This window comes from Dactylosporangium sp. CA-233914 (assembly GCF_050942935.1).
Taxonomy (GTDB): Bacteria; Actinomycetota; Actinomycetes; order Mycobacteriales; family Micromonosporaceae; genus Dactylosporangium.
Genome location: NZ_CP192030.1, coordinates 1373949 through 1396440 on the forward strand (window position 1 = coordinate 1373949; position 22492 = coordinate 1396440).

Here is a 22492-nt window from a genome sequence, read left to right on the forward strand (position 1 = left end):
TCACACAGGGCGATACCGCATAACGTCGTACCCAGCTGGAATGATGTCCAGCTGTGGCGGACTCCTCAGACGAGATTCTCGCGGGACTGGATCGGGACCAGTCCGTCGCGGTGACCGCCCCGGCGGGGCCGTTGTGCATCCTCGCCGGCGCGGGGACGGGCAAGACCCGGGCGATCACGCACCGCATCGCCCACCGTGTCCGGTCCGGGCAGGTCCGGGCCCGGCACGTCCTCGCCGTCACGTTCACCGCCCGGGCCGCCGCCGAGATGCGTGAGCGCCTCACCCGCCTCGGCGCCGACGGGGTCCAGGCGCGGACGTTCCACGCGGCCGCGCTGCGCCAGGTGCGTTACTTCGCCCCCCGGCTCTTCTCCGGCCGCGAGATGCCGGAGCTGCTGGACAGCAAGGCGCGCCTGGTCACCTTCGCCGCGACGAAGGCCGGGTTGAAGACCGACCGCGAGGTGGCCCGCGACCTCGCCGGCGAGATCGAGTGGGCCAAGGCGTCGCTGATCGAGCCCGACGACTACGCGGCCGCCGCGGCCAAGGCGCTGCGCGAGCCGCCGTTCGACGCGGCGATGGTCGCCAAGGTGTATGCGCAGTACGAGCGGGCCAAGCGGGCCCAGGGCCTGATCGACTTCGAGGACATGATCCGCGCCGCGATCTGGGCCATCGAGGAGCACTCCGACGTCGCCGAGCAGGTCCGCGCGCAGTATCGGCACTTCGTCGTGGACGAGTATCAGGACGTCAACCCGATGCAGCAGCGGCTGCTCGACGCCTGGCTCGGCGAGCGCGACGACCTCACCGTGGTCGGCGACGCCAGCCAGACGATCTACTCGTTCACCGGGGCCAGCGCCTCGTACCTCGTCGACTTCAAACGCCGCCACCCCGGCGCCACCGTCGTGCGCCTCACCCGCGACTACCGCTCCACCCCGCAGGTCGTCGGCCTCGCCAACGCCGTGATCTCCCGGGCCCGCGGCGAGCTGTCCCGGCTGCGGCTGGAGCTCGTCGGCCAGCGCCCGCCCGGCCCGGAGCCGACCGTGCACACCTTCGCCGACGAGCCCGGGGAGGCCACCGCCGTGGCGGCCCGCTGCGCGGAGCTGATCGCCGGCGGCACCCCGGCCCGCGAGATCGCCGTACTGTTCCGGGTCAACGCCCAGTCCGAGGTCTACCAGGAGGCACTCGCCGAGGCCGGGGTCCCGTGCGTGCTGCACGGCACCGAGCGCTTCTTCGACCGCGCCGAGGTCCGCGAGGCGATGATCGCCCTGCGCGCCTATCGCGGTTCGCCTGCTGATGATCTCGTCGAGACCGTCCATGCCGCCCTGGAACGGACCGGCTGGCGTCCCGAGGCCCCGCCCGGGGGCGGCGCCCAGCGGGAGCGCTGGGAGGCGGTCACCGCGCTCGTCAACCTCGCCGAGGGCATGCCGGCGCTGTCGCTTCCCGAGTTCAACACCGAGCTGCAGCGGCGCGCGGCCCTGCAGCACGTGCCGACCGTCGAGGGCGTCACGCTCTCCTCGCTGCACTCCGCGAAGGGCCTGGAGTGGGACGCGGTGTTCCTCGTCGGGCTCTGCGAGGGCACGCTGCCGGTCATCCACGCCCGCACGCCCGACGCCGTCGAGGAGGAGCGGCGGCTGTTCTACGTCGGGGTGACCCGTGCCCGCCACACCCTCTGGCTCTCGCACGCCGCCGCGCGCCAGCCCGGCGGCCGCCCGCGCCGCCCGAGCCGGTTCGTGCCCACGGCCGCACCCGCGGACCCGGCATCGGGCGCCGGCGCCCGCTATCCGCGCCGCCCCCTGGACAAGGCCGCCGTGGCCGGTCGCGCCCGCCGCGTCATGGCCGTCTCCTGCCGGGTCTGCGGCACCGGGCTGGTCAACGGGGCCGATCGCAAGCTCGGCCGCTGCGCCACCTGCCCCTCCGACCTCGACGAGGAGCTGCTGGCCCGGCTGCTGGACTGGCGGGCCCGCCTCGCCGGGATCCAGAAGATCCCGCCGTTCGTCGTTTTCACCGACGTGACGCTCTCGGCGATCGCCGAGCGACGCCCGGCGCGCCGCGAGGAGCTTGCGGTGATCGCGGGGATCGGGCCGCGCAAGCTGCTGCTGTACGGCGACGACGTGATCGCCCTCGTGGGTGGATCCAGCGTCGAAGCGCTGGCCCGCGACCGGGCCTGACCAGTATCTTTGTCATCCACGGGGTCGGTTGCCGGGCAGCTGGAAATGTGACAAGGACTTTTCCCGGAAATTCGATTGCCCTACCGTTGAGGCACGGCATAGCCTGCGAACACGACGCCGGACGACCGGCGATCAACACACGACGAGTCTGTGGAGAGAAGGTGGCACCCGTGAAGCTCTATCTAACCTCGGAGCGGCACTCGCTGCTGCCTGCGCTCTGCCCATCGGCCGTGCCGGCCCGTCGCGTCTCGCCGCCGTCCGTCGCGCCGCAATGGCAGGAGTCTGCCCTGGCCGTCTCCGCCGCTCCGGCTGCCGTCCTGGCTGTTCCGGCTGCCGTCTCGGTCGTCCCGGGTGCCGTCCTGGCTCCGGTCGCGGCCGCTGCGGCTGGCGCTACCAGGTCGGTCCGGGTCGAGCCGGCGGTTCGGGTCACCGAGCCGGTTGGCAAAGACGAGGCCCGGGTCGACGGCACCAGAGTCCGTGGCGCCGATCTCGGTGGCGTCCGCATCGATGAGATCCACGTCGCTTCGGCGGCTCTGCTCGACCAGCGCGGAATCCGGGTTCAGGGGACCACTGGGTTCAGCGCGAAGCACGACATGACGGCTCCGAAGCCCAATGGCGGAGTCCGCGGCATACCACCTCGAGGCAGGCCGGTCTAGCAGACCGACTCACCACCGGCTCACCTCGAGGCCGCGGAACCCGACACCGGGATCCGCGGCCTCATTCATTTGCACCGAACGATCACACCAACGATCGACCGACAGAAAGGGGTGACCGGGATGAGCCTGGCCTTGGCATCGATCGACGTGCGCGTCGACTCGGCCTCGGACGAGCGTCTCCGCGTCGCTGCGAGTGGCGTCAAGTCCGACCTGCCGTGCCGCACCTTCGACCCGGACCTGTGGTTCGCCGACTCGCCGGCGGAGCTCGAGCTCGCGAAGTCGCTCTGCGTGGAGTGCCCGCTCCGCGCCGAGTGCCTGGCGGGCGCCATCGAGCGCGCCGAGCCCTGGGGTGTCTGGGGTGGCGAGATCTTCGAGCGCGGCGCCGTCGTGCCGCGTAAGCGTCCGCGGGGCCGCCCGCGCAAGGAGGACGTCGCCCGCGACGCCGTCCTGCGCGGCGAGGTGGCCGCTCGTACGGCGGCCGTTGTCGCCAGTGTGGCGGCCTGACATGAGCGCACATCGAGTGCCAGCCAGCCGAGGACTGCGCGCCGCGCAGCCGACCCGGCTCCGTACCACCGACCTCGAGACCAACCGATCCAGGAGCTCCGCGATGTCTTTACAACTACTCCACGAAGCACTGTCACGGGCCCGAATGCGTCGGCCTCAGACTGCGAACCGCTCTGAGGCCTACCCATCCGCCCGTCAGGTCGCCATGCGCGCACGCAGCGAGCAGGAGCGTTTCCTGACCCGACCCTGACAACGAGAAACGGGCCCCTTCACCAGCTGAAGGGGCCCGTTCCCATGTTCCCGCTATTCCTGCGGCGGCGCCGTGATCGCCTTCTTCCGCCGCGGCTTCTTCGCCGCCGGCGCGACCACGACCGTCTCGTCCGCCGCCGGCGCGTCCGCCACTGTCTCGTCCACCTCCGGCGCGACCACCGCCGTCTCGTCCACCGCCGTCTTGTCCGCCGCGGTCTTGTCTCCCGCCGTCTTGTCCGCCGCGGTCTCGTCTCCCGCCGTCTTGTCCGCCGCCGTTTCGTCCGGCGTCGGCTCCTCCGTCCCGGGTTCGGCGAATCCCGGGAGCCACTGTGTGAGGATCGAGCGGTAGGCGGCCTTCGCCTCCAGTTGGCACAGCACGCCGATGGAGCCGAGCGTCACGCGGTGCACCAGCATGTACGACGGTGGCAGGTTCAGCTGCCGGCTCAACGCATACGCGGGGCTCTTCGGGTTGGCCAGCCGTGTGGCCTCGGCCCGCAGCCACGCCCGAGTGAACTGGAACTCGTCCTCGGCGATCGGGTCGAGCATCGGCCGGATGTAGCCGAGCACCGCCGGCGCGTCCACCTTCACGTCGGCCTTGATGAACCCCTCCTGCCGCAGCCCGTCGAGCACCATCTCCGCGTCCCCGCCGAGCGCCAGCCGCGTGAGCCGCCCGATCACCTCGGGATGCCCGCCCGGCAGGCGCGCGACCGCCCCGAAGTCCAGCACCCCGAGCCGCCCGTCGTCGAGAAGCCGGTAGTTGCCCGGGTGGGGGTCGGCGTGCAGCATCTCGGCCCGGGCCGGCGCGGAGAAATGCAGCAGGGCCATGAGGTGCCCCGCCCGGTTGCGCTGCTCCTCGGTGCCCCCGGAGATGATCGCCGACAGCGGCGTCCCCTCCACCCACTCGGTCACCAGCACCCGCGGCGAAGACGCGAGAACCGGCGGAACGTAGATGTCCGGATCCCCGGCGAACGCCGTCGCGAACGCGGTCTGCGAGCGCGCCTCGAGCTCGTAGTCCAGCTCCTCGGTCACCCGGTCGCGAATCTCCTGCACCAGCGGCTTGACGTCGAGCCCCGGCTGGATCGCCTTGAATAACCCGGCAAAGCGCGCCAGCTGGTTCAGATCCGACCGCAGCGCGTCTCCCGCCCCCGGATACTGCACCTTGACCGCGACGGCCCGTCCGTCCGACCAGACCGCCCGGTGCACCTGCCCGATGCTGGCCGCGGCCGCCGGCTTGTCGTCGAACACGCTGAACATTTCACGCCAGTCCGCCCCGAGCGACTCGGCGAGCACCTTGTGCACGCTGGCCGCCGGCAGCGGCGGCGCGGCCTCCTGCAGCTTGGTCAGCGCGGCCCGGTAGGGCCCGGCCAGCTCCTCGGGCAGCGCCGCCTCGAACACGCTCAGCGCCTGCCCCATCTTCATGGCGCCGCCCTTGAGCTGCCCAAGCACGCTGAAAAGATGCTCGGCGGTGCGCCGCTGCACATCGGCCGAGACGACGTCGGCAGCGATTCCGGTGACCCGCTTGCCCAGCCCGAGCGCGGCCCGTCCGGCCAGCCCAAGAGGCAACGAAGCCAGCCGTGCGGTACGGGCGACTGCGCCCCTCGGGATCTCGGTCACAAGTCATTCTTACCCGGTCGAAGCCGCCCGACGACGGCGACGGCAGTCACAGCCCTGTACGAACACTGCTCCAACACCATTCGTCCCGCCATCGTCCACCCATCCGTCACATCTCTCCGAGCGTCTCCAGCCCCGCCCCAGACCGTGCACGACGCCGCCGATCGTGCCCACCTACAGCCCCGGGCCGCCCCCGTCGCGGTCGCGTCGCCTGGGGGACGGCCTGTCCGCCGTCCTGAACGACGGCGGTGGCCGGGCCGCGGCGCGACTTGCCCCGGCCCGTCTTGAGAAGCGCCCGTCAGCAGGCATGCGGCAATCAGCTGCGCCAACGTTCGCCCGTGTCGCGGTCATCCCGAGCGGCCTCTTCTACGTTGCCGGCGGCGGTCAGCGGCGCTGTTCGCCCGTGTCGCGGTCATCCCGAGCGGCCTCTTCTACGTTGCCGGCGGCAGTCGGCGGCGCCGTTCGCCCGTGTCGCGGTCATCCCGAGCGGCCTCCTCTGCGCCGTCGGCGGCAGTCGCAGCGGGGGTGGGCGCCCCACTCGCGGCGGCGGAACTCTCCTGGCCGGGAGATCTCCACGATCGCCGCCTCGGTGCGCAGAGCGGACCCGTCGAGGTAGGACAACACCTCGTCCGCCGCGAACGCCGCCCCGGCCATGACCGTGGTCAGGCTGCACGGCTCGCCCACCCCCGACGGCGCGGTGGCCAGCTGCGCGGCGAGGGCCGGCCAGGCCGGGTCCCGATCCTGGCGGTGCAGGTCCAGACAGGTCCGGCACGGCGAACCGGCCGGGCGTACGAGCGGGCCGACCAGCACCGTCCCGAGCCGCACGGTCACCTCGAGCCGCGTCAGCGCCTGCAGCCGCACCCCGCGGCGGTCCAGCGCCGGTGGGTTACGGTCGCCGACCCGCACGACGAGGTCGACGTTGTTGGGGCGCACATTCGAGGTGTCGAGCCCCGGCGCGTAGCGCGCGATCGCCGTGGACGTGGCGAGCACCCGCGACGCGGAGACGTCGTCCCAGCCGAGCCCGCCGACGGAGATGTCCGCGTGGGTCGCCGTGCCCTCCACGAGCGGGTCCACGTGCCCGACCCCGGCCCCGGCGAGCACGGTCGCCAGGGGCGCGACCAGCGGCCCGTCCCCGGCCACGAGAACCCGCGCACCGTTTCGCCGCCGCATGACCTCGGCTGGCGTCCGCAGGGCCTGTCCCGGCGCCGCGGGGTCACCGCGCCGGGAACGAACCCGCACCTCCGCCCCGCGCCGCCCGCTCGTCCTCGGCCCGTCCGAGATCCCGCGCCGGGCACCCGCCGGACGGCCGCGCTCCGGCTCCATGCCCGTTTTGTCCGGTGCACGGCTTGCCCTAGCCGGCTCGCCACGCGCCTCTATTGGCCCGCCGCCGGCCGTGGCTGGCTCCCAATGTGCCTCCGCCGGTCCGTCGCGGGCCCCGGACCGCTCACCATGTGCCTCCATCGGTCCGCCTGCCCCTATCGGCTCGCCACGTGTCTCCGCCGGTCCGCCGCCGGCCCGGCCCGGCTCGCGACGTGTCTCCGCCCGTCCGTCGCTGGCCCGGCCCGGCTCGCCACCTGTCTCCACCGGCCCGTCGCCTGCCTCGGCCGGCCCGTCGCCTGCCTCGGCCGGCCCGTCGCCTGCCTCGGCCGGCCCGTCGCCTGCCTCGGCCGGCCCGTCGGCGGCCTCGGACGACGCCTGCGCACCGGCTGCGTAACGCCCGCTCGCATCCCCGGAAAGCTCCTGCCCGATATCCGCGTATATGTCGGAATAATCCGTCCCGTAGGGATCGTCGACGGTGCGGAGCGCGTTGGTGTGGCGCAGGGCGGTCGCGTGCGCCGCTCCGGAAGCGGCCCGCAACCGGAGGCTGATCGCGGCCGCCTCCACCGAGAGCCGGGCCCCCACCGCCGCCGGCAGCCCGGCCGGCAACAGCGCATGCGCGGCCACCACCATCCCCGCCGCCCGCAGCGCCTGTACGAGCTCCAGCACGTCGCCGCCGTCAAGCCCGAGCGACTCCGCGAAGGTCAGCAGCCCGTGGAGCGTGCGCGACCCGTCCAGCAGATCCAGGGCCCGAGCCAGCTCCGGCCGCCGCAGCTCCAGCACGATCGCCGCCGCCGGGTCGGTGCCCAGCTGGATGGTTCGCTCGTCGCGCCACAGGCGGCGTACCCCGGGAAGCAACGTCGGTCGCATGCCGCAACGCTGCCACGCCCGGCCGCCGGCCGACGCGGTTGTCCACAGGACAGTCCACCGTCGGCCGGCGTTATCCACAGGACTTGGCCGAGTTATCCACAGGGGAAGGTGCAAAAGGCCGCATATCGCGCGGGGTTCGCGCGAGAAATTTTCGTGGCGCTCCGGTCCTTTCGCGGACGTCTGGGGTCGTGGATACCGGTCATACCGCCGGAGAAGCCTGCAAAGTTCGCATAACCGAAATATCGGATATGTCCGTCACGAAGTGGCGGACATATCCGGGCCGAACGCCGGGCGGGGAGGCGGTGCGAGGCCGTGACCGCATTCGGCGCGGTGAAGCAGGCGGGCCGGCGGGCCCGGGCGGGGAGGCTGCGGTGCTGCCCGAGCAGCCCGAGCTCAGGCCTTGCCGAGGATCCGGTTGACCGTCGTGCCGCAGACCGGGCAGGCGCCCTTGGCCATCTTCATGCCTGTCTTCGAGATGGCGATCTCGCCCTCGAAGTCCCGCTTCTCCTTGCACTTGACGCAGTAGCCGTTGTAGGTCTCGGCCACGATGCCCTCCTCATCTCGGTCCGGCACGCCCCGCGCACCGGTGCTGACCAGCTAGGCCAACGTGGTGAGTGTGCCTTGTCGGACACTCGGGGAAAGTGCGGTTAGACGGGACACGCCGAGCGTAATCGGAAGATCTTCCTCCAACCGCACCGTACACACTATGCACAGCCTGGGGATAACCGTGTGGGCAACGGTGTGGGTTGCTGTGGATGAAATCGCGACAAGTCCCGGAGCAGGCCGGACTTATGGTGGAATCTTTCCGGCGAGCCGCCACGAATGGGTGACTTACGGGCGCGCTCCCCAAGATTGGGCCTTGCGAAGGGATGGCCGCCTACAGCTAGCGTTCCCCCGTGAGCGGGACCCGAGGGGGGCCGGCATGACGCGCAAGCCGGTCATCGAGGTGCGGCGCAGCAAGCGTCGCCGACGCACGGTGTCGGCCTACCGCGACGGCGAGCGGGTGGTCGTGCTGATACCGGCCCAGTTCTCCCGCGCCGAGGAGCGCGAGTGGGTCGATCGCATGCTCGAGCGCCTCGCCGCGCGGGAGCAGCGCGCACGGCGAACCGACACGGAACTCAGCGCCCGGGCGCAGCGCCTGGCCGCCCGCTACCTGCCCGATCACCCTGCGGCCGCTCGCCCGGCGAGCGTGCGGTGGGTGCAGAACCAGAACGGCCGCTGGGGATCTTGCACGCCGGCAGACGGTACCATCCGGATCTCCCACCGCGTGCAGGAGATGCCCGACTGGGTCATCGACTACGTTCTGCTGCACGAGCTGTCACACCTGGTCATCCCGAGTCACAGCAGCGCCTTCTGGGCGCTGGTCGCCCGCTACCCGAAGGCCGAGCGGGCCCGGGGGTATCTTGAGGGGGTGTCAGCGGCCGCCGGTCTTGGGATCACCGAATGACGGTCGCCGCCGTCGTCGCGCTGCTCGTGCCCGTGACCTGGTCTCCGCCCGGCACCGACCCGGACTCGTGGCGCGCCGCGATGGCCGAGGACCTGGTCGACCTGCTGACCCCGCTGCCGCGCGTCCAGCCGGCGATCGCCGCGGTCGCGGCCGACCTGCCGCTGGCCGCGAAGATCGCCTGGCCGACCACCAGGATCTATGAGGTGGAGGCGCCGACGATCCGCGCAGCACTTGCGGCTGCGGGCCGTGACGGCCATGAAAAAGCCGCAGTCGTACTCGCCGATGCCCCCGACCTCCCCGCCATGCTCATCGGCAAGCTCCTGCGCCCTCTTTCGACCCGCGAGCTGGCGGTCGCCCCGGCTCACGACGGCGGCCTGCTCGGAGCCGCCGCGCGTCTGCCCCTGCCGGCCTGGCTGCCGGAGCTCGACGCCGAGACCGGCGACGTGGCCACGGCCCGCCGCCCGGCCCCCGAGCCCACGATGGTCGCCGCCGCGCCCGGCTGGCACCGCCTCCGCGGCCCGGCCGACCTCCGCCGCCTCGACCCGGCCCTGGACGGCTGGGAAGCCACCCGGGCCGTCCTGACCTGAGGCCCGGTTCATAGCTCCTGATCGCTGTCGAGGGCACCGTTTCCGGAATCTCGCCGAGCAGGCCAGCCAGCCTGGCGGCTGGCGCTGTGCTACGGCCGTTGCGGTGCCGGGACGGTGGTCCGTAGGGCCCCCTAGCCCGCCGCGCGTTCGCGCACAGCTGAAAATGCCGCAGACGCGGCAGTGCTCGCAGCAGCGGACAAATACGAAATGTCGGATATATCCGTAAAAACGCCCGCCGAGGCAGTCAACCCCGGCGGGCGCATCCGATCACGGTGGCCGGACTACTCCGGCTGGGGCTCCTCGCCGCCGGCCTCGTCGTCCTTGGGCTTCTCCGAGCCGATCTCCTCGCTGAAGCCGAGATCGCCCAGGTCCAGCTGCGTCCGTGCGAACATGTCCGGGTCCGCGAACGCCTCCTCGTCGGGCAGCAGGTCCGGGTGCCCCCACAGCGCGTCCCGCCCGTTGATCCCGCGGTGCTCGGCCAGCGCGTTCCACAGCGCCGTGGCCTCCCGCAGCCGCCGCGGCCGCAGCTCCAGCCCGACCAGCGCCGCGAAGGTCTGCTCGGCGGGTCCACCGGCCGCGCGCCGGCGCCGGAAGGCCTCGGAGAGCTTCACCACGTCGGGCAGGCGGTCGCCGGCCGCGCGGTCTACGACGTGGCAGACCCAGCCCTCGACGAGCGCGAGCACCGTCTCGAGCCGGGCGAGGGCGGCGCGCTGCTGCGGCGTGTCCTCGGGCGTGAAGATGCCCTCCAGGACGAGCTCCTGCGGGTCGTTGCCCAGCGTGGACGGGTCGATGCGGCTCATCGCCTCCTCGATCGCGTCCCGGTCGACGTGGATGCCGGCCGCGTAGGCCTCGACCGCGGCGAAGACGTGCCCGCGCAGCCACGGGACGTGGCCGAAGAGGCGCTGGTGGGCCGCCTCGCGCAGGGCCACGTAGAGCCGGACCTGGTCGTCGGGGATCTCCAGGCCCTTGCCGTACTCCGCGATGTTCGCCGGCACCAGCGCCGCCGTCCCGGCCGGGCCGAGGGGCAGGCCGATGTCGCCGGCGGAGAGAACCTCGGCGGCGAGCGAGCCCAGCGCCGTGCCCAGCTGACCGCCGAGCAGGGCGCCGCCGAGCGAGGCGACCATCGAGGTCATCGGGCCCATCTGGGCGCGCATCTCCTCGGGGACCAGCTCGGTCATCGCCGACACCATGCGGGCCGCCACCGGGTCGCACAGCTTGCGCCAGACGGGAAGGGTCTGGTTGAGCCACTCGCCGCGGCTCCAGGCGGAGGTGGCGCGGACGCCGGAGGGCAGCGACGACTCCGGCTCCAGCCAGAGGTCGGCCAGGCGCAGCGCCTCGATGACGGCGGCGCGCTCGACCGCGGTCACGGCCGGGTCGCCGACGGGCTTGGCGGCGTCGGGGTCGGCCGGCTCGCCGGCCGGCAGCGGGGTGCCGGGCATCTGGAAGCCGACCGGGAACTGCGACAAGCCACCCGGGCCGCCGCCGGTGAGGTGCGCCTGGGCCAGCTGCCGGGCCAGATCCCAGTTGACCGGACCGCCGCCGGGCGTGGCGAACAACTGCTGCAGCTGGCTCAGGAATTGCTGCATCTGGCGCGGATCATTGGGATCCGGCATGTCGCCGCCGGACGGACCGAAGCCGAACGGGATGTCTGCGGGCATTCCACAACGGTACTCGCTTCCAGGTGCGTTCGGCCGGGAGCGCTAGGCTCGCCGCCATGAGACGTCGTGGGCTGACCGTGCTGTTCGGCGCGCTGCTGCTGTTGGTACTGGCCTGGCAGGCGACCGTGGTCAAGGTGCCGTACGTCGAGATGGGCCCCGGCCCGACGTACGACACGCTCGGCACAGACACGGGCAAGCCCGGCGGCCACCCGATCATCAGCGTCGAGGGCGCCGACGCCACGAAGTCCAAGGGCCAGCTGCGCATGACCACGGTGTCGGTGCAGCCGAACATGACGCTGCTCGACGCGATGATCGGCTGGTGGGAGAAGGACCGGGCGGTGGTGCCACGCGAGCTCATCTACCCGCCGGACCGCACCGAGCAGCAGGTCGACGAGGACAACGCCCGCGACTTCCAGCAGTCGCAGTCGTCGGCCGAGACGGTGGCGCTGCGCAAGCTCGGCTACCCGGTGATGGTCACCGTCGGTAAGGTCACCGCCGGCTTTCCCGCTGAGGGCAAGCTGCAGCAGGACGACGTGATCAAGTCCGTCGACGGCACCGCGGTCGACTCGCCCGACAAGCTCACCGAACTCGTCCGGGGCAAGCCCGCCGGCACGACCCACGCGCTGGAGATCGTCCGGGGCGGGCAGACCCAGACCGTCGAGGTGGCGACGAAGGCCGGCGACGACGGCAACCCGCGCCTGGGCGTGACGGTGACGACCAGCCAGCCGCACCCGTTCAAGCTCACCATCCAGTTGGACCGGATCGGCGGCCCGTCGGCCGGCCTGATGTTCACACTGGGCATCATCGACACGATCAAGCCCGAGGACCTGACCGGCGGCATGATCATCGCTGGTACGGGCACGATCGACGACGCCGGCAACGTCGGCCCGATCGGCGGCATCCCGCAGAAGCTGGTGGCCGCGAAGGCCGCCGGGGCCAAGGTCTTCCTGACCCCGGCGAGCAACTGCGCCGAGGCGATGGACAACCCGCAGTCGGGCCTGCCATTGATTAAAATCAATAACATCGACGACGCGCTGACCGCTCTCGACACGCTGCGGGCCGGTCGGACGCCGATGCTGTGTAGTAGATGACTACGCTGGACGAGTTTCCATACGCGAACGGGCGGAGCCGACCGTGGTAATGCGTAATCCGATGACCAGGGTGAGCCGGCGTGGCCGGGTCACGATCGCCGTCCTGGTGGTCGTCTTCCTGCTGTTCACGTTGTTCGACCGGGTGGTCGGGGCGTGGGCCGACTACCTGTGGTTCTCCGAGGTCAAGTATCCCCAGGTGTTCACCGGGGTGCTCATGACCCGGATCTGGATGTTCCTGATCTTCGGTGCGGCGGTGGGGCTCGTCATCGCCGGCAACCTCTATCTGGCGTACCGCACCCGCCCGCTGCTGCGCCCGCACTCCGCGGAGCAGCATGCCCTGGACCGGTACAGGCTGTTCCTCCTGCCCCATATGGCGGGCTGGATCATCCTGGTGGCCGGCCTGATCGGCCTGTTCTCCGGGCTCTCGGCCCAGGGGCACTGGCAGGACTGGATGCTGTTCAGCAACAGCACCCCGTTCGGCCGGACCGACCCGCAGTTCCACGTCGACCTGTCGTTCTACGTGTTCGAGTACCCGTTCTGGCGCTACCTGCTCGGCGTCGCGTTCACCGCCGTGGTCTTCGCGCTGCTCGGCGCGCTCGCGCTGCACTACCTCTTCGGCGGGGTGCGCCTGCAGGGCGCCGGCGAGCGGATGACGGCCGCGGCCCGGGCCCATCTCACCGCCCTCGTAGCGGTGTTCGTGCTGCTCAAGGCGGCCGCGTACTTCCTCGACCGGCGCGGGCTGCTGCTGGACAAGTTCCCGACCCAGGACCTCTACGGCGCCGGCTACACCAACATCAACGCACTGCTGCCGGCCAAGGAGATCCTGGCCTGGATCTCGATCGTCGTGGCGATCGCGATCCTCGTGTTCTCCAACGCGTTCATGCGTAACCTGGTGTGGCCGGGCCTCGCGCTGGGCCTGCTGGCGCTGTCGGCCGTGGCGGTCGGGGGCATCTACCCCGCCGCCGTGCAGTCCTTCACCGTCAAGCCGAGCCAGCTGCAGAAGGAGTCGCCGTACTTCAAGTACGCGATCGACGCCACGCGCGACGCGTACGGGCTCAAGGACGTGCAGGTGGTGCCGTACGCGGCGGACAACACCAACCCGCCGGGCTCGCTCACCAACGGCAGCGACCCGACCGTCAACAACATCCGGCTGCTCGACCCCGCGGTCGTCGGCGACACGTACACCCAGCAACAGCAGGTCCGCGGCTTCTACGAGTTCAACCCGAAGCTGGACATCGACCGGTACACGATCAAGGACCCCTCCACCGGCCGGGACCGCACGCAGGACTACATCGTCGGCGTCCGCGAGATCCGCTACGACCAGCTGCAGCAGAACAACTGGCAGAACCGGCACAGTGTGTACACGCACGGCTACGGCTTTGTGGCCGCCCCCGCCGCCCAGGTGGTCTGCAGCGGCCAGCCGTTCTACGTCTCGGGCTTCCTGAGCGAGAGCACCAAGCCCGACGACCAGGCCAGCGAGAAGTGCGCCGCCGACCAGGACCAGATCCCGGTCACGCACCCGCAGATCTACTACGGCGAGCAGATGGGCGACGTCTACGCGATCGTGGGCAAGTCCAAGGCGTCCGACCGCAACGCCGAGTTCGACCGGCCGACCGGCGGCTCCGGCAACGAGGACCAGTACTCGACGTACGACGGCAGCGGCGGCGTCGATGTGAACAACTTCTGGCGCCGGCTGCTCTACGCCGCCTACTTCCGCGAGACCAACTTCCTGCTCTCGGGCGTGCTCAACGACCACTCGAAGGTGCTCTACGTGCGCGACCCGGAGACGCGGGTCCGCAACATCGCGCCGTTCCTGACTCTGGACAGCGACCCGTATCCGGCGGTCGTGGACGGCAAGATCCAGTGGATCATCGACGGGTACACCACGTCGGCGACCTACCCCTACGCGCAGAAGATCGACTGGAACACCGCGATCCAGGACTCCTCGACCGGCGGCCGGGTGTTCCCGGAGCCCCGCCAGGACGTCAACTACCTGCGCAACTCGGTCAAGGCGACCGTCGACGCGTACACCGGCGAGGTCAAGCTCTACGCGTTCGACGAGAGCGACCCGGTACTCAAGACCTGGAACAAGGCCTTCGGCGGCAAGCTGATTCAGCCGCGCTCGGCGATCTCGCAGAGCCTGATGGACCACCTGCGCTACCCGGAGGACCAGTTCAAGGTCCAGCGTGACCTGCTCAGCCGGTTCCACGTGACCACGCCCGAGGGCTTCTTCTCCGGCCAGGACTTCTGGGAGGTCCCGAAGGACCCGGCGAACGCGACGGCCGACCAGCCGCCGTACTACCTCGTCGCCCAGCTGCCCGGCCAGGAGTCGGCCCGCTTCCAGCTCACCGCGGCGATGGTCCCGCGTAAACGCGGCAACCTGGCGGCGCTGATGTCGGCGTCGTACCTCAACGGCCAGCCCCGCTTCGAGGTGCTCGAGCTGCCGGCCAACACCGCGATCCAGGGCCCGAACCAGACCCACAGCAGCATGACCTCGATCGCCGACGCCAGACGCGAGCTGACCCAGTTCAGCTCGCAGAACTCGGACGTGTTCTACGGCAACCTGCTGTCGCTGCCGGTCGCCAACGGGATGCTGTACGTCGAGCCCATCTATCTGAAGGCCAAGAACGAGACCGCGTTCCCGCGCCTGCAGAAGGTGCTCGTCGCCTACGGTCCGAAGTACATGGCCTACGCCGACGATCTCGCCTCGGGCCTGGCAGAGCTCGTCAAACAGGTCACCGGCCAGGCGCCGGTGCCCCAGACCGACAACGGCGGCAACACCGACCCGAACACCGGCAACCAGGGCGCCAACCAGGGCACGCCGCAGGCGCAGGAGGCGATAGCCGCCATGAACAAGGCGATCGCCGACCTCAAGGCCGCCCAGCAGTCCGGCGACTTCGAGGCGTACGGGCGCGCGCTCAAGGCCCTGCAGGACGCGATCGCGAGGTACGAGGCGGCGACCAAGGCGGCCAGCGCGCCCCCGTCCCCGGGCGCGTCGCCGAGCACCTCCACCTCGGCCGGCGCCTCACCGTCGCCGTCGGTCCAGCCGTCCTCGGGCTGATCTTCGCCAGGCGTTGCCCGGGCCGGAATTTCGCGAGAATCCCGGCCCGGGTGACCCCCGACACGATCACCCGGCGACGATTTGGAACCCGGGACGATCGTGCGCTAATGTGAACAAGCCGACGCGGGGTGGAGCAGCTCGGTAGCTCGCTGGGCTCATAACCCAGAGGTCGCAGGTTCAAATCCTGTCCCCGCTACAACCCTAAGGGGCCCCTGCTTCGTGGCAGGGGCCCCTTGCCGTTTGGGTTGTAGCCTTGCCCGCTCGCTTCGCTCGCTCATTTTGGTGGGGGAGCTTCGCTCCACCCACACCCCCTCAAACCCGCGTGGCTTGCGCTGGGTGGTTCACCTGCGGGTGCTGCCTGAACATTTTTGCTCGGGTTCGTGCAACCCCGGACCGTCGCTCCCGCCAGACACCGGTCGGGCCTTGACGGCCCTCCCTGCCACCTCCGCGGTGCCAAGGGCCTGCAGGCCGTGACCGGCAGCAGTCGGTGACGCTGCGCATGGCCCGGTAGACTCTGGACTGATCGACACGACTTGGGCGCTGGGAGAGGTGGGTGTGATGAGCGCTGAATCGTTTGGTGCGCATATGCCTGCGACGCTCACGCTTGACGACCTGGCGGAGATGGCGGCGGCTGATGGGCATGGTCATCGCTACGAGATGAGTCCTGAGGGAGTTTTGTCGGTCATGCCGCCCGCTGGGGTTGCGCACACGATCATCGCTTCGAAGCTCCTCGCTTGGTTCCTGGCGGCCGGTTGGGCGGCTGATCAGGTGTTGCAAAATTGCGGGCTGCGGACGGCTGTGCAGGACGGCGTAGGTGGTCGGGTGCCGGATCTGACGGTGTGGTCGACGGCGCCTGCGGTGGATTTGGTGTGGGCGCCTCTCGAGGGGCTTATCCTGGCTGTGGAGATCGTGTCTCGTGGGTCTGAGGCGATCGACCACATCATCAAGAAAGACGAGTACGCGAAGGCCGGTATACCCCGGTACTGGACCGTTGATCGGGACAACGCGAACACCGTGACGATGTGGGAGTTGGCCTCCGATGGCTACGCCCAGGCCGCGCCGTCGCCGCAGCCGCTCGCGTGGGTGCTCAACAGCGATCTCGCCCAGAAGCTCCGCTGAGCGAGCAGGGCCGCTCGCCGAACGCCATAGGATGGGTGAGACGTCGCGCTGACTGCTCATAACCCAGAGGTCGCAGGTTCAAATCCCGTTGGCCGATGGCCGATTTGAAGAGCACCTGACGCGTCTGAAGGAAGAGCAGCCATGACTGAGCCATCGAAGTGGCGGGATGTGAAGGCCAAGGCTCGTGCGGTCGATCCGACGTGGGACGGCGCGGAACGGGTGGCGCGCCGCGCTGCGATGCGTCAGGAGATGCTGGCGTCTGTCAGTGGCGCCCAGTTGGCCGACATCCGGAAGCAGCTTGGTTTGACCCAGGCGCAACTGGCTGAGGCCGCTGGTCTTTCGCAGGCTCGCATCAGTCAGATCGAGAACGGTACGGCCACCAGTTTGGAGTCCTTGCGTGCCTATGTGGCTGGCCTCGGTGGCACCTTGACATCGTCGCTCGCATCGGCAACGTTCAGCTCAACGTCGCCTGAGCCCGCTCGCGGGACGTGTCGCGGCCAGGATCTGTAGCCAGATGTGTAGCCCGGACGGTCCGGCACTGGGCGGGACAGACCGGGACGGGTGAGACGCTGCGAGGTTGTCGCCGCAGCTCCGGCGGACACCGGTGCGACAAGTGGGACGCAGCTGAGGTCGGCGTCGGCGGCGATGCCGCCGCGTCATCGGGTACAGCCGGGCCGATACCATCCGGCGATGAACGGCAACGCCCTCGCGGACCTGGCCGAAGAGCTGGTCACGCGGCCGTTCCCCGACGGGCCGGTCCACGGCAGCGGCTGGCTCGATGGCTCGGCACAGAGCGGACCGGAGGCCCACCTCGCGCCCATCGCGATGCAGGAGAGCCTGTACGAGACGCCCGCGGACCACGACGGAACGATCGGCGAGCCGTCTGACGACGTCTACGACAAATTCGAGCAGCGGCGCCTGCGCGCTGTGGGGTCCGCCGCAGCCGTACTCATTCCAGGCGGAGCTGGCGCGGGTAATGGCGAACGACTCCAGCGTCTCGATGCTCCACTATGAGCTGACGCTCGCCGTCATCGTACGGCCGCCGTCGTAAGCCGGTGGCTACGGGAACATTGCGCCGGGTAATCCGCTCGCACCGCACGGGCCGCGAGTGAGACCCTCGGGTCCCGCGAAGCTGTTGTACTACGCGCACTGCGGTGACATCGTCCGCCTCTTCGCCGAGAAGCGTTCGGGAAGTCATGGGGCACTATCTCGCCGACGGCGCCACGACTGTCCAGACCCGGCCAGGGCTACCCCTCGGCATTGCCAACCCCGACTTCGCGCAGGCCGAGGAGGCGTTCGGTGCCGACGTGCCCCGCTGCTGACCATGCGGTGCTGGATCAATCCGGTCTCGGAGCCCGACGTCAAGTTCGTCGCCGGCATCCCGATCGACGGCGACGACGAGCCGGTGGATGCGGACGACCCCGACGGTTCGGCCGCCGGCGCAGTGGAAGGGGACGGGCGGGGGATCGCGCCACGCTCGGCGCAAGCATGATGCGCCACTGAGGCGTGCCCTACACGCGCCGCGGCCAGGGACGGTCGGGCCGGGGCGAGGCAGCAAGTGTCGCCGCGCTCGGCGGCCGGCGCGGGCGATTCGGACACCACTACCGTGGACGCAGCCGCTTCGCAATCCATGGGCCATCCTTGGGGAGGTAATGTCGCCGCATGAGCGCGGAGGCTGTTGGCAGGCACATGCCGGCCATCATCACGCTCGACGACCTGGCCGCCATGATCTCCGCAGACACGCACGGCCGTCGGTACGAGACCAGTCCCGAGGGTGTTCTCTCCGTCGTGCCGCCTCCGGACAGCGAGCATGCCGTCATTGCTACCCGCCTGATGGCGTGGCTGATCGCGGTGGGCTGGCCCCTTGAGCAGATCATGCAGGTCGCGGGCGTCCGCATTCCCGGTCCCGACGGGGACGGCGGACGCATCCCGGACCTCACCATATGGTCGCGACCTCAACCGCGGGCAGTGTGGCTGGCCGTCACCGACCTCCTTCTCGTCATCGAGATCGTGTCGCGGGGCTCGGAGGCCATCGACCAGGGCGCCAAGGTGCCGGAGTACGCGGCGGCCGGCATTGCGCAGTACTGGACGGTGGCGCGGGACGCTGCGCAGACGGTGACGCTGCACCGGCTCGGCTCGGACGGAACCTACGAGGTGACGGCCAAGATGCCATTGGCCTGGCTGCTGCAGACCGCACCGGCCGACCACATCGGCGGCTGACCGCACCGAACTGAGTAGCCCAGACGCCTCGACACATCGGCGGACAGATCGCGACGGGTGAGACGATGCGAAGCTGCTACCGCAGCTCATAGATCGTTCTCAGAGACTGTGAGCGACATCTTCGCTCGCTCCTGGTGGTGGGGGCTTCGCTCCACCCACGCCCCAAACCGCGGTGGTTGCGGTCCCTGCGTGCCTCGCGGCTTGGGGTGTTCGCGGTGGGGAAGTAACGTCGTGGGATGAGTGCGGAGGTCGTCAGCGGGCGTCGTGGACCTGGGTCGGCTTTCTGCTTCCGGCGGCCATGCTCGGCGTTTGGGCGGTTCGCTGCATCCGGAACTGGCGATCTGGCCGATACTCCGGGGAAGACGAGAACTCGTTGGGCTGTGAGCGATCGGGTAACCCATTTGGGCGCAAGGGTGGGGACGAGCTAAGCTAAGTACAGCGACGCGGGGTGGAGCAGCTCGGTAGCTCGCTGGGCTCATAACCCAGAGGCCGCAGGTTCAAATCCTGTCCCCGCTACCACTGAAAGGCGCGGTTCTTCCTTCGGGAGGGACCGCGTTTTTGATTTCCTTCCGGGTCTGGCCCGGGCAGAGGTTGTGCCAGCAGGCGGTGCGGGGCGTCACGGACGTCGGCGAGTTGACCTGCGAGCATGGACCGGCTGGGGCTACTTGTTCACCTCGACCTCGGCCCGCGCCTGGGGCAGCAGCCGACGACGACCCAGCCGCGCTGGCTGCGGGCCCGGTTCAGCAGCAGCCGCAGCGCGTGCAGCACACCGGGGATCGATCAGGTTTCCACGCGACGCCCCGCTGTACGAGATGGGGCCGCCTCCCGTGAGGAAAGCGGCCCGCGGTCGGGTCAGGAAAGCGTGCAGGTCACGGTGGGGGCCGCGTTGGTGACGTTGTTCCACGAGGCCAGGAAGCCGAACGAGGCGGAGGACCCGGGCGCCAGGGTGCCGTTGTACGTCACGTTGCGCGCCGTCACCGTTGCCGACGACTGGGTCAGCGTGGTGTTCCATGCCTGGCTCACCTGCTGGCCGTTGGCGAAGGTGAAGGTCGTCGTCCAGGCCGACGATGCGGTGGTCGACGTGTTCGTCACCGCCACCTCGCCCTGGAACGCGCCGCCCCACTGGGAGATGATCCGATAGGTCGCGGCACACCGCGATCCGCCGGACGACGCGGACGGCGACGCCGAGCGGGACGGGGACGTGGACGCCGACGGTGACGTGGAGCGGGACGGCGAGGCGGACGCCGACGGTGACACGGAGCGGGACGGGGACGCGGACGCCGACGGGGTCACCCCGCTCAGGGCCTGGGTGAGTGCCGGGTACCAGGCGTCGGCCATCTTCTGGAAGCCGGCGTCGTTCGGGTGTACCCCGTCGCCGGTGTCGGCGACCGCGTCGAAGCCTGTCCACAGGTCCGCGACGGTGATCGGCGACTGGGCCGTGGTGAGGCCGGCCGCCCAGCCCGGGATGGCGTTGTTCAGCGCGATCACGTCGGCCGGGCAGGTGGCACAGGCGGCCTGGCTCATCGGGATGATCTGCGCCACGACGATTTTGATCGCCGGGTTGTCGGCGCGCATCTGCCCGACCAGCTTCGTGAACGCCGCCAGCTTGGTGGCGAGGGGGATGTACCCGCCCCACATGTCGTTCGTGCCCAGGTGCATGAGGATGACGTCGGGGTGGGCCGCGGCCAGCCACGGCGGCAGCTGGTTGTTGTCGGCGATGCCGGTCGCGGAGTAGCCGCCGTGGCCCTCGTGGTCGAAGTCGTAGGTGTAGCCGGGGTTGCAGCCGCCGCCGTCGGAGACGCCGCCGACGAAGTCGATGTTCGTGTAGCCGCTGGTCTGCAGGCGGTGCCAGAGCTTGGCGCGCCAGCAGCCCGGGCCGGCGGTGATGGAGTCGCCGAGCGGCATGATGCGCACGGGCGCCGCCGCCGCCGACCCGGCGGGCCCGGCGGGTTGCACGAGGACGAAGGCGGCCGCGGCCAGGAGCGCGGCGATCAGGGCAGGAAGGAACGATCTGCGAAGCACGGGGGAGACTCCTCATGGAGACAGACGGGTGCGGTCTGCCGACGCATCCGCGCCGGCCGGGCTCCCACGGCATCGCGCTGCGTCGATGCTACCCCGGACCCGGGCCCGATGGTCCCCGGCGGGCCCCGCAACAAGGAGAAGCCGGCCCGTGGCGGGCGTCGGCGCGCACATCGCGGCCGCGGGTGGGGTCGCCGCCCGGCCCGGGCGCGCTGGCGGCGACGGAGGCCCTCAGGGCTCAGCGGCGGCGGAAGGCGGCCAGCAGCCGGGCGGTGAGCTCCGCGGCGACGTCGTGTGCGTGCCGCCGCAGGTCCTCGGCGGACACCGACTCCTCGGCGGGGACCCGCACCGACGCCGGTTGGGAGAAGCCCAGCGAGGCCTGGCGCCGGGGCATGTCGCCGACCCGGCCCTGGGCGACCATCGCGGCGGGCTCGATGCCCAGCGCCGGTGCGTATCTGCCCGTGGCGGGAAGGTCCAGCGACGTCAGGGACTCCAGCATCCCGGTCAGTCGCTGGAGCACATCGTCCTCGTCGAGCACCGCGCCGAGCGCGTCGGACGGCAGCGGCCGCCACGCCGACCGCTGACCGTCGCGGGCGACAGCCAGACCGGCCGGCCCGTGCTGATACTCGCCGGTGAAAGCCCAGGCCGCCCGGTCGTCGGCGGCTACGGTGAGCGCCTGACCCGCGGTGAACAGGCCTGACCGGCGACCGCCGGCGGCGAGCTCGGCGGGCAGCTCGGTCAGCCGCCGCACGGGAATCCGTCCGGTCTCCTCCACCGCGACGAGATGCAGTTCGAGGGCGCTGCGCTCGGACGCGCCCGGCCGGGCGAACCGATCGGTCCGCCAGACGACGCCGGCGGGTCGCGGCAACACCTTCCACCCCACGCCGTCCGGACCCGCCGCCGGCGGGGCGCCGTAGAAGTAGATGTCGCCGTGCTGCACTCCGGCCGCCAGCCCGCCGTACGCGGTGATGTGCTGCACGCTCGCCGGCCCGGCCGGCTCGGCGGCGGGCGGCCCGGCCGGCACGCGATCGGCGAGCGCGGCGGCCAGGGCGGCGGCGCCCACCATGGCATGGGCCTGATGGCCGCGGCCGTCCGTGTCGTACTTGCGCCCGTCGGCGCGGTCGCTGATCCCGCGGATGGCCAGCGTCGGCAGCGCCCCGTTCAGCTGGCCCGCCCGGGCGGCGCCCGCGCTCTCCATCTCGATGGCCGCCGCGTCGGCGTAATGCCGGTTGATCTGATCGCGCAGCGGGTGTGCCGCGGAGTTGAGCACGACCTCGCCGGCGGCGATCGAGCGAAGGATCAGACGCCGGGCCTCCCCGTCGGGCAGCCGGGCCTGCCAGGAGCCCGTCCGGGCGAACTGGTGCGCGATCTGCTGCAGATCATGGGGCGGGTACCAGGCGTCCGGCGCCGCGTGGAAGCCTTGGTCGTCGGCGCGGCCGCCGTGGTAGGCGTACACCTTCTCGCCGAAGATGACGTCGCCCAGCTCGAGGTCGCCGTGCAGCGCGCCGGCGATGCCGACGAAGAACAGCGCCCGCGGCCGGAACGTGGCGATGGAGCGCTCGGCGACCACGGCCGCGTTGGTGTTCCCCGCGCCGGTGAGCCCGATGGCGACGCGGCAGTCGGAGTCGCGCAGGTCGCCGACCTCGAAGAGGGTGCCGGCCGGGTGGGACACCTCGGCGAGGCCCGTCAGGTGGGCCCGGACCGCCTCGTACTCGACATCGAGCGCGGTCAGGATCACGACCCGCGCCTGGACGGCTGTCTGCGCCATCTGATGTGCTCCGCTCACACGGTCGGGGACGGTGTCAGGAGGGTGACGTCGGTTCTGGACCAGCGGGTCAATGGTACGGACGGGTTCGCCTACGGTGTGCTCGGCGCCGACCTGCACGGGTTGGGCAGCCGCGTCCCGCTGTACCTGCTCACC

Annotated in this window: 17 protein-coding genes, 2 tRNA genes and 1 pseudogene; 14 read left to right on the plus strand and 6 right to left on the minus strand. The window is 70.8% G+C overall.

The genetic code is table 11. The features are described 5' to 3' along the window. The first annotated feature begins 53 nt into the window (after positions 1-53). Together ACQPY0_RS06330 and ACQPY0_RS06335 are read left to right on the plus strand one after the other, a co-directional pair. The gene (locus ACQPY0_RS06330) at positions 54-2162 is read left to right on the plus strand and encodes an ATP-dependent DNA helicase UvrD2 (RefSeq protein WP_432985853.1); all 2109 of its coding nucleotides are present in this window, start codon (positions 54-56) and stop codon (positions 2160-2162) included. A gap of 776 nt (positions 2163-2938) precedes the next feature. Further along, complete coding sequence (locus tag ACQPY0_RS06335; protein ID WP_432985855.1) at positions 2939-3322, plus strand: WhiB family transcriptional regulator; 384 nt, start codon at positions 2939-2941, stop codon at positions 3320-3322. A 558-nt stretch (positions 3323-3880) separates the two neighbouring features. Here ACQPY0_RS06335 and ACQPY0_RS06340 read toward each other — a convergent pair. From ACQPY0_RS06340 to ACQPY0_RS06350, 3 genes and pseudogenes are all read right to left on the minus strand, one after another. Beyond that, a pseudogene (locus ACQPY0_RS06340) lies at positions 3881-5185 on the minus strand (ABC1 kinase family protein); the annotation flags it as partial. 474 nt (positions 5186-5659) lie between these two features. Next, the gene (locus ACQPY0_RS06345) at positions 5660-7369 is read right to left on the minus strand and encodes a hypothetical protein (protein ID WP_432985857.1); all 1710 of its coding nucleotides are present in this window, start codon (positions 7367-7369) and stop codon (positions 5660-5662) included. Between the two features lie 393 nt (positions 7370-7762). Then, positions 7763-7918 (minus strand): DUF5679 domain-containing protein, encoded by a 156-nt coding sequence (locus ACQPY0_RS06350; protein ID WP_425516560.1) that lies wholly within the window; start codon positions 7916-7918, stop codon positions 7763-7765. 373 nt (positions 7919-8291) lie between these two features. On the opposite strand from ACQPY0_RS06350, the gene ACQPY0_RS06355 reads away from it, so the two are divergent. Together ACQPY0_RS06355 and ACQPY0_RS06360 are read left to right on the plus strand one after the other, a co-directional pair. Then, positions 8292-8816 carry a M48 metallopeptidase family protein gene (locus ACQPY0_RS06355; protein ID WP_432985859.1) on the plus strand — a complete coding sequence of 175 codons (525 nt, stop codon included), beginning with the start codon at positions 8292-8294 and terminating at the stop codon, positions 8814-8816. Further along, entirely contained in the window at positions 8813-9403 is a 591-nt protein-coding gene (locus ACQPY0_RS06360; protein ID WP_432985861.1) for a hypothetical protein, read from the plus strand. The genes ACQPY0_RS06355 and ACQPY0_RS06360 overlap by 4 nt, the downstream gene beginning before the upstream one ends. A gap of 281 nt (positions 9404-9684) precedes the next feature. Here the strand turns inward: ACQPY0_RS06360 and ACQPY0_RS06365 are convergent, their stop codons facing one another. After that, entirely contained in the window at positions 9685-11061 is a 1377-nt protein-coding gene (locus ACQPY0_RS06365; protein ID WP_432985863.1) for a zinc-dependent metalloprotease, read from the minus strand. A 56-nt stretch (positions 11062-11117) separates the two neighbouring features. Here ACQPY0_RS06365 and ACQPY0_RS06370 point away from each other — a divergent pair, with 56 nt between their 5' ends. From ACQPY0_RS06370 to ACQPY0_RS06415, 10 genes are all read left to right on the plus strand, one after another. Beyond that, complete coding sequence (locus tag ACQPY0_RS06370; RefSeq protein WP_432985865.1) at positions 11118-12152, plus strand: YlbL family protein; 1035 nt, start codon at positions 11118-11120, stop codon at positions 12150-12152. Positions 12153-12213: 61 nt separating this feature from the next. Next, on the plus strand, positions 12214-15213 hold the full coding sequence (locus tag ACQPY0_RS06375) for a UPF0182 family membrane protein (RefSeq protein ID WP_432985867.1): 3000 nt from the start codon (positions 12214-12216) through the stop codon (positions 15211-15213). 122 nt (positions 15214-15335) lie between these two features. Then, positions 15336-15409: transfer RNA gene (locus ACQPY0_RS06380), tRNA-Met, on the plus strand. A gap of 362 nt (positions 15410-15771) precedes the next feature. Continuing rightward, positions 15772-16332, plus strand: a complete 561-nt coding sequence (locus tag ACQPY0_RS06385; protein ID WP_432985869.1) for a Uma2 family endonuclease — start codon at positions 15772-15774, stop codon at positions 16330-16332. Positions 16333-16473: 141 nt separating this feature from the next. Then, entirely contained in the window at positions 16474-16842 is a 369-nt protein-coding gene (locus tag ACQPY0_RS06390; protein ID WP_432985871.1) for a helix-turn-helix domain-containing protein, read from the plus strand. Positions 16843-17022: 180 nt separating this feature from the next. Beyond that, on the plus strand, positions 17023-17346 hold the full coding sequence (locus ACQPY0_RS06395; protein WP_432985872.1) for a hypothetical protein: 324 nt from the start codon (positions 17023-17025) through the stop codon (positions 17344-17346). A gap of 182 nt (positions 17347-17528) precedes the next feature. Further along, a complete protein-coding gene (locus ACQPY0_RS06400) occupies positions 17529-17654 on the plus strand; it encodes a hypothetical protein (RefSeq protein WP_432985874.1) in 126 nt (41 codons plus the stop codon). Between the two features lie 2 nt (positions 17655-17656). Further along, complete coding sequence (locus ACQPY0_RS06405) at positions 17657-17824, plus strand: hypothetical protein (protein WP_432985876.1); 168 nt, start codon at positions 17657-17659, stop codon at positions 17822-17824. A gap of 170 nt (positions 17825-17994) precedes the next feature. Continuing rightward, positions 17995-18552 carry a Uma2 family endonuclease gene (locus ACQPY0_RS06410; RefSeq protein ID WP_432985878.1) on the plus strand — a complete coding sequence of 186 codons (558 nt, stop codon included), beginning with the start codon at positions 17995-17997 and terminating at the stop codon, positions 18550-18552. 442 nt (positions 18553-18994) lie between these two features. Next, a tRNA-Met gene (locus ACQPY0_RS06415) sits at positions 18995-19071 on the plus strand. A gap of 333 nt (positions 19072-19404) precedes the next feature. Here ACQPY0_RS06415 and ACQPY0_RS06420 read toward each other — a convergent pair. Continuing rightward, complete coding sequence (locus ACQPY0_RS06420) at positions 19405-20574, minus strand: cellulose binding domain-containing protein (protein WP_432985880.1); 1170 nt, start codon at positions 20572-20574, stop codon at positions 19405-19407. A 235-nt stretch (positions 20575-20809) separates the two neighbouring features. Then, entirely contained in the window at positions 20810-22339 is a 1530-nt protein-coding gene (locus ACQPY0_RS06425; protein ID WP_432985882.1) for a hypothetical protein, read from the minus strand. Between the last annotated feature and the right edge of the window lie 153 nt (positions 22340-22492).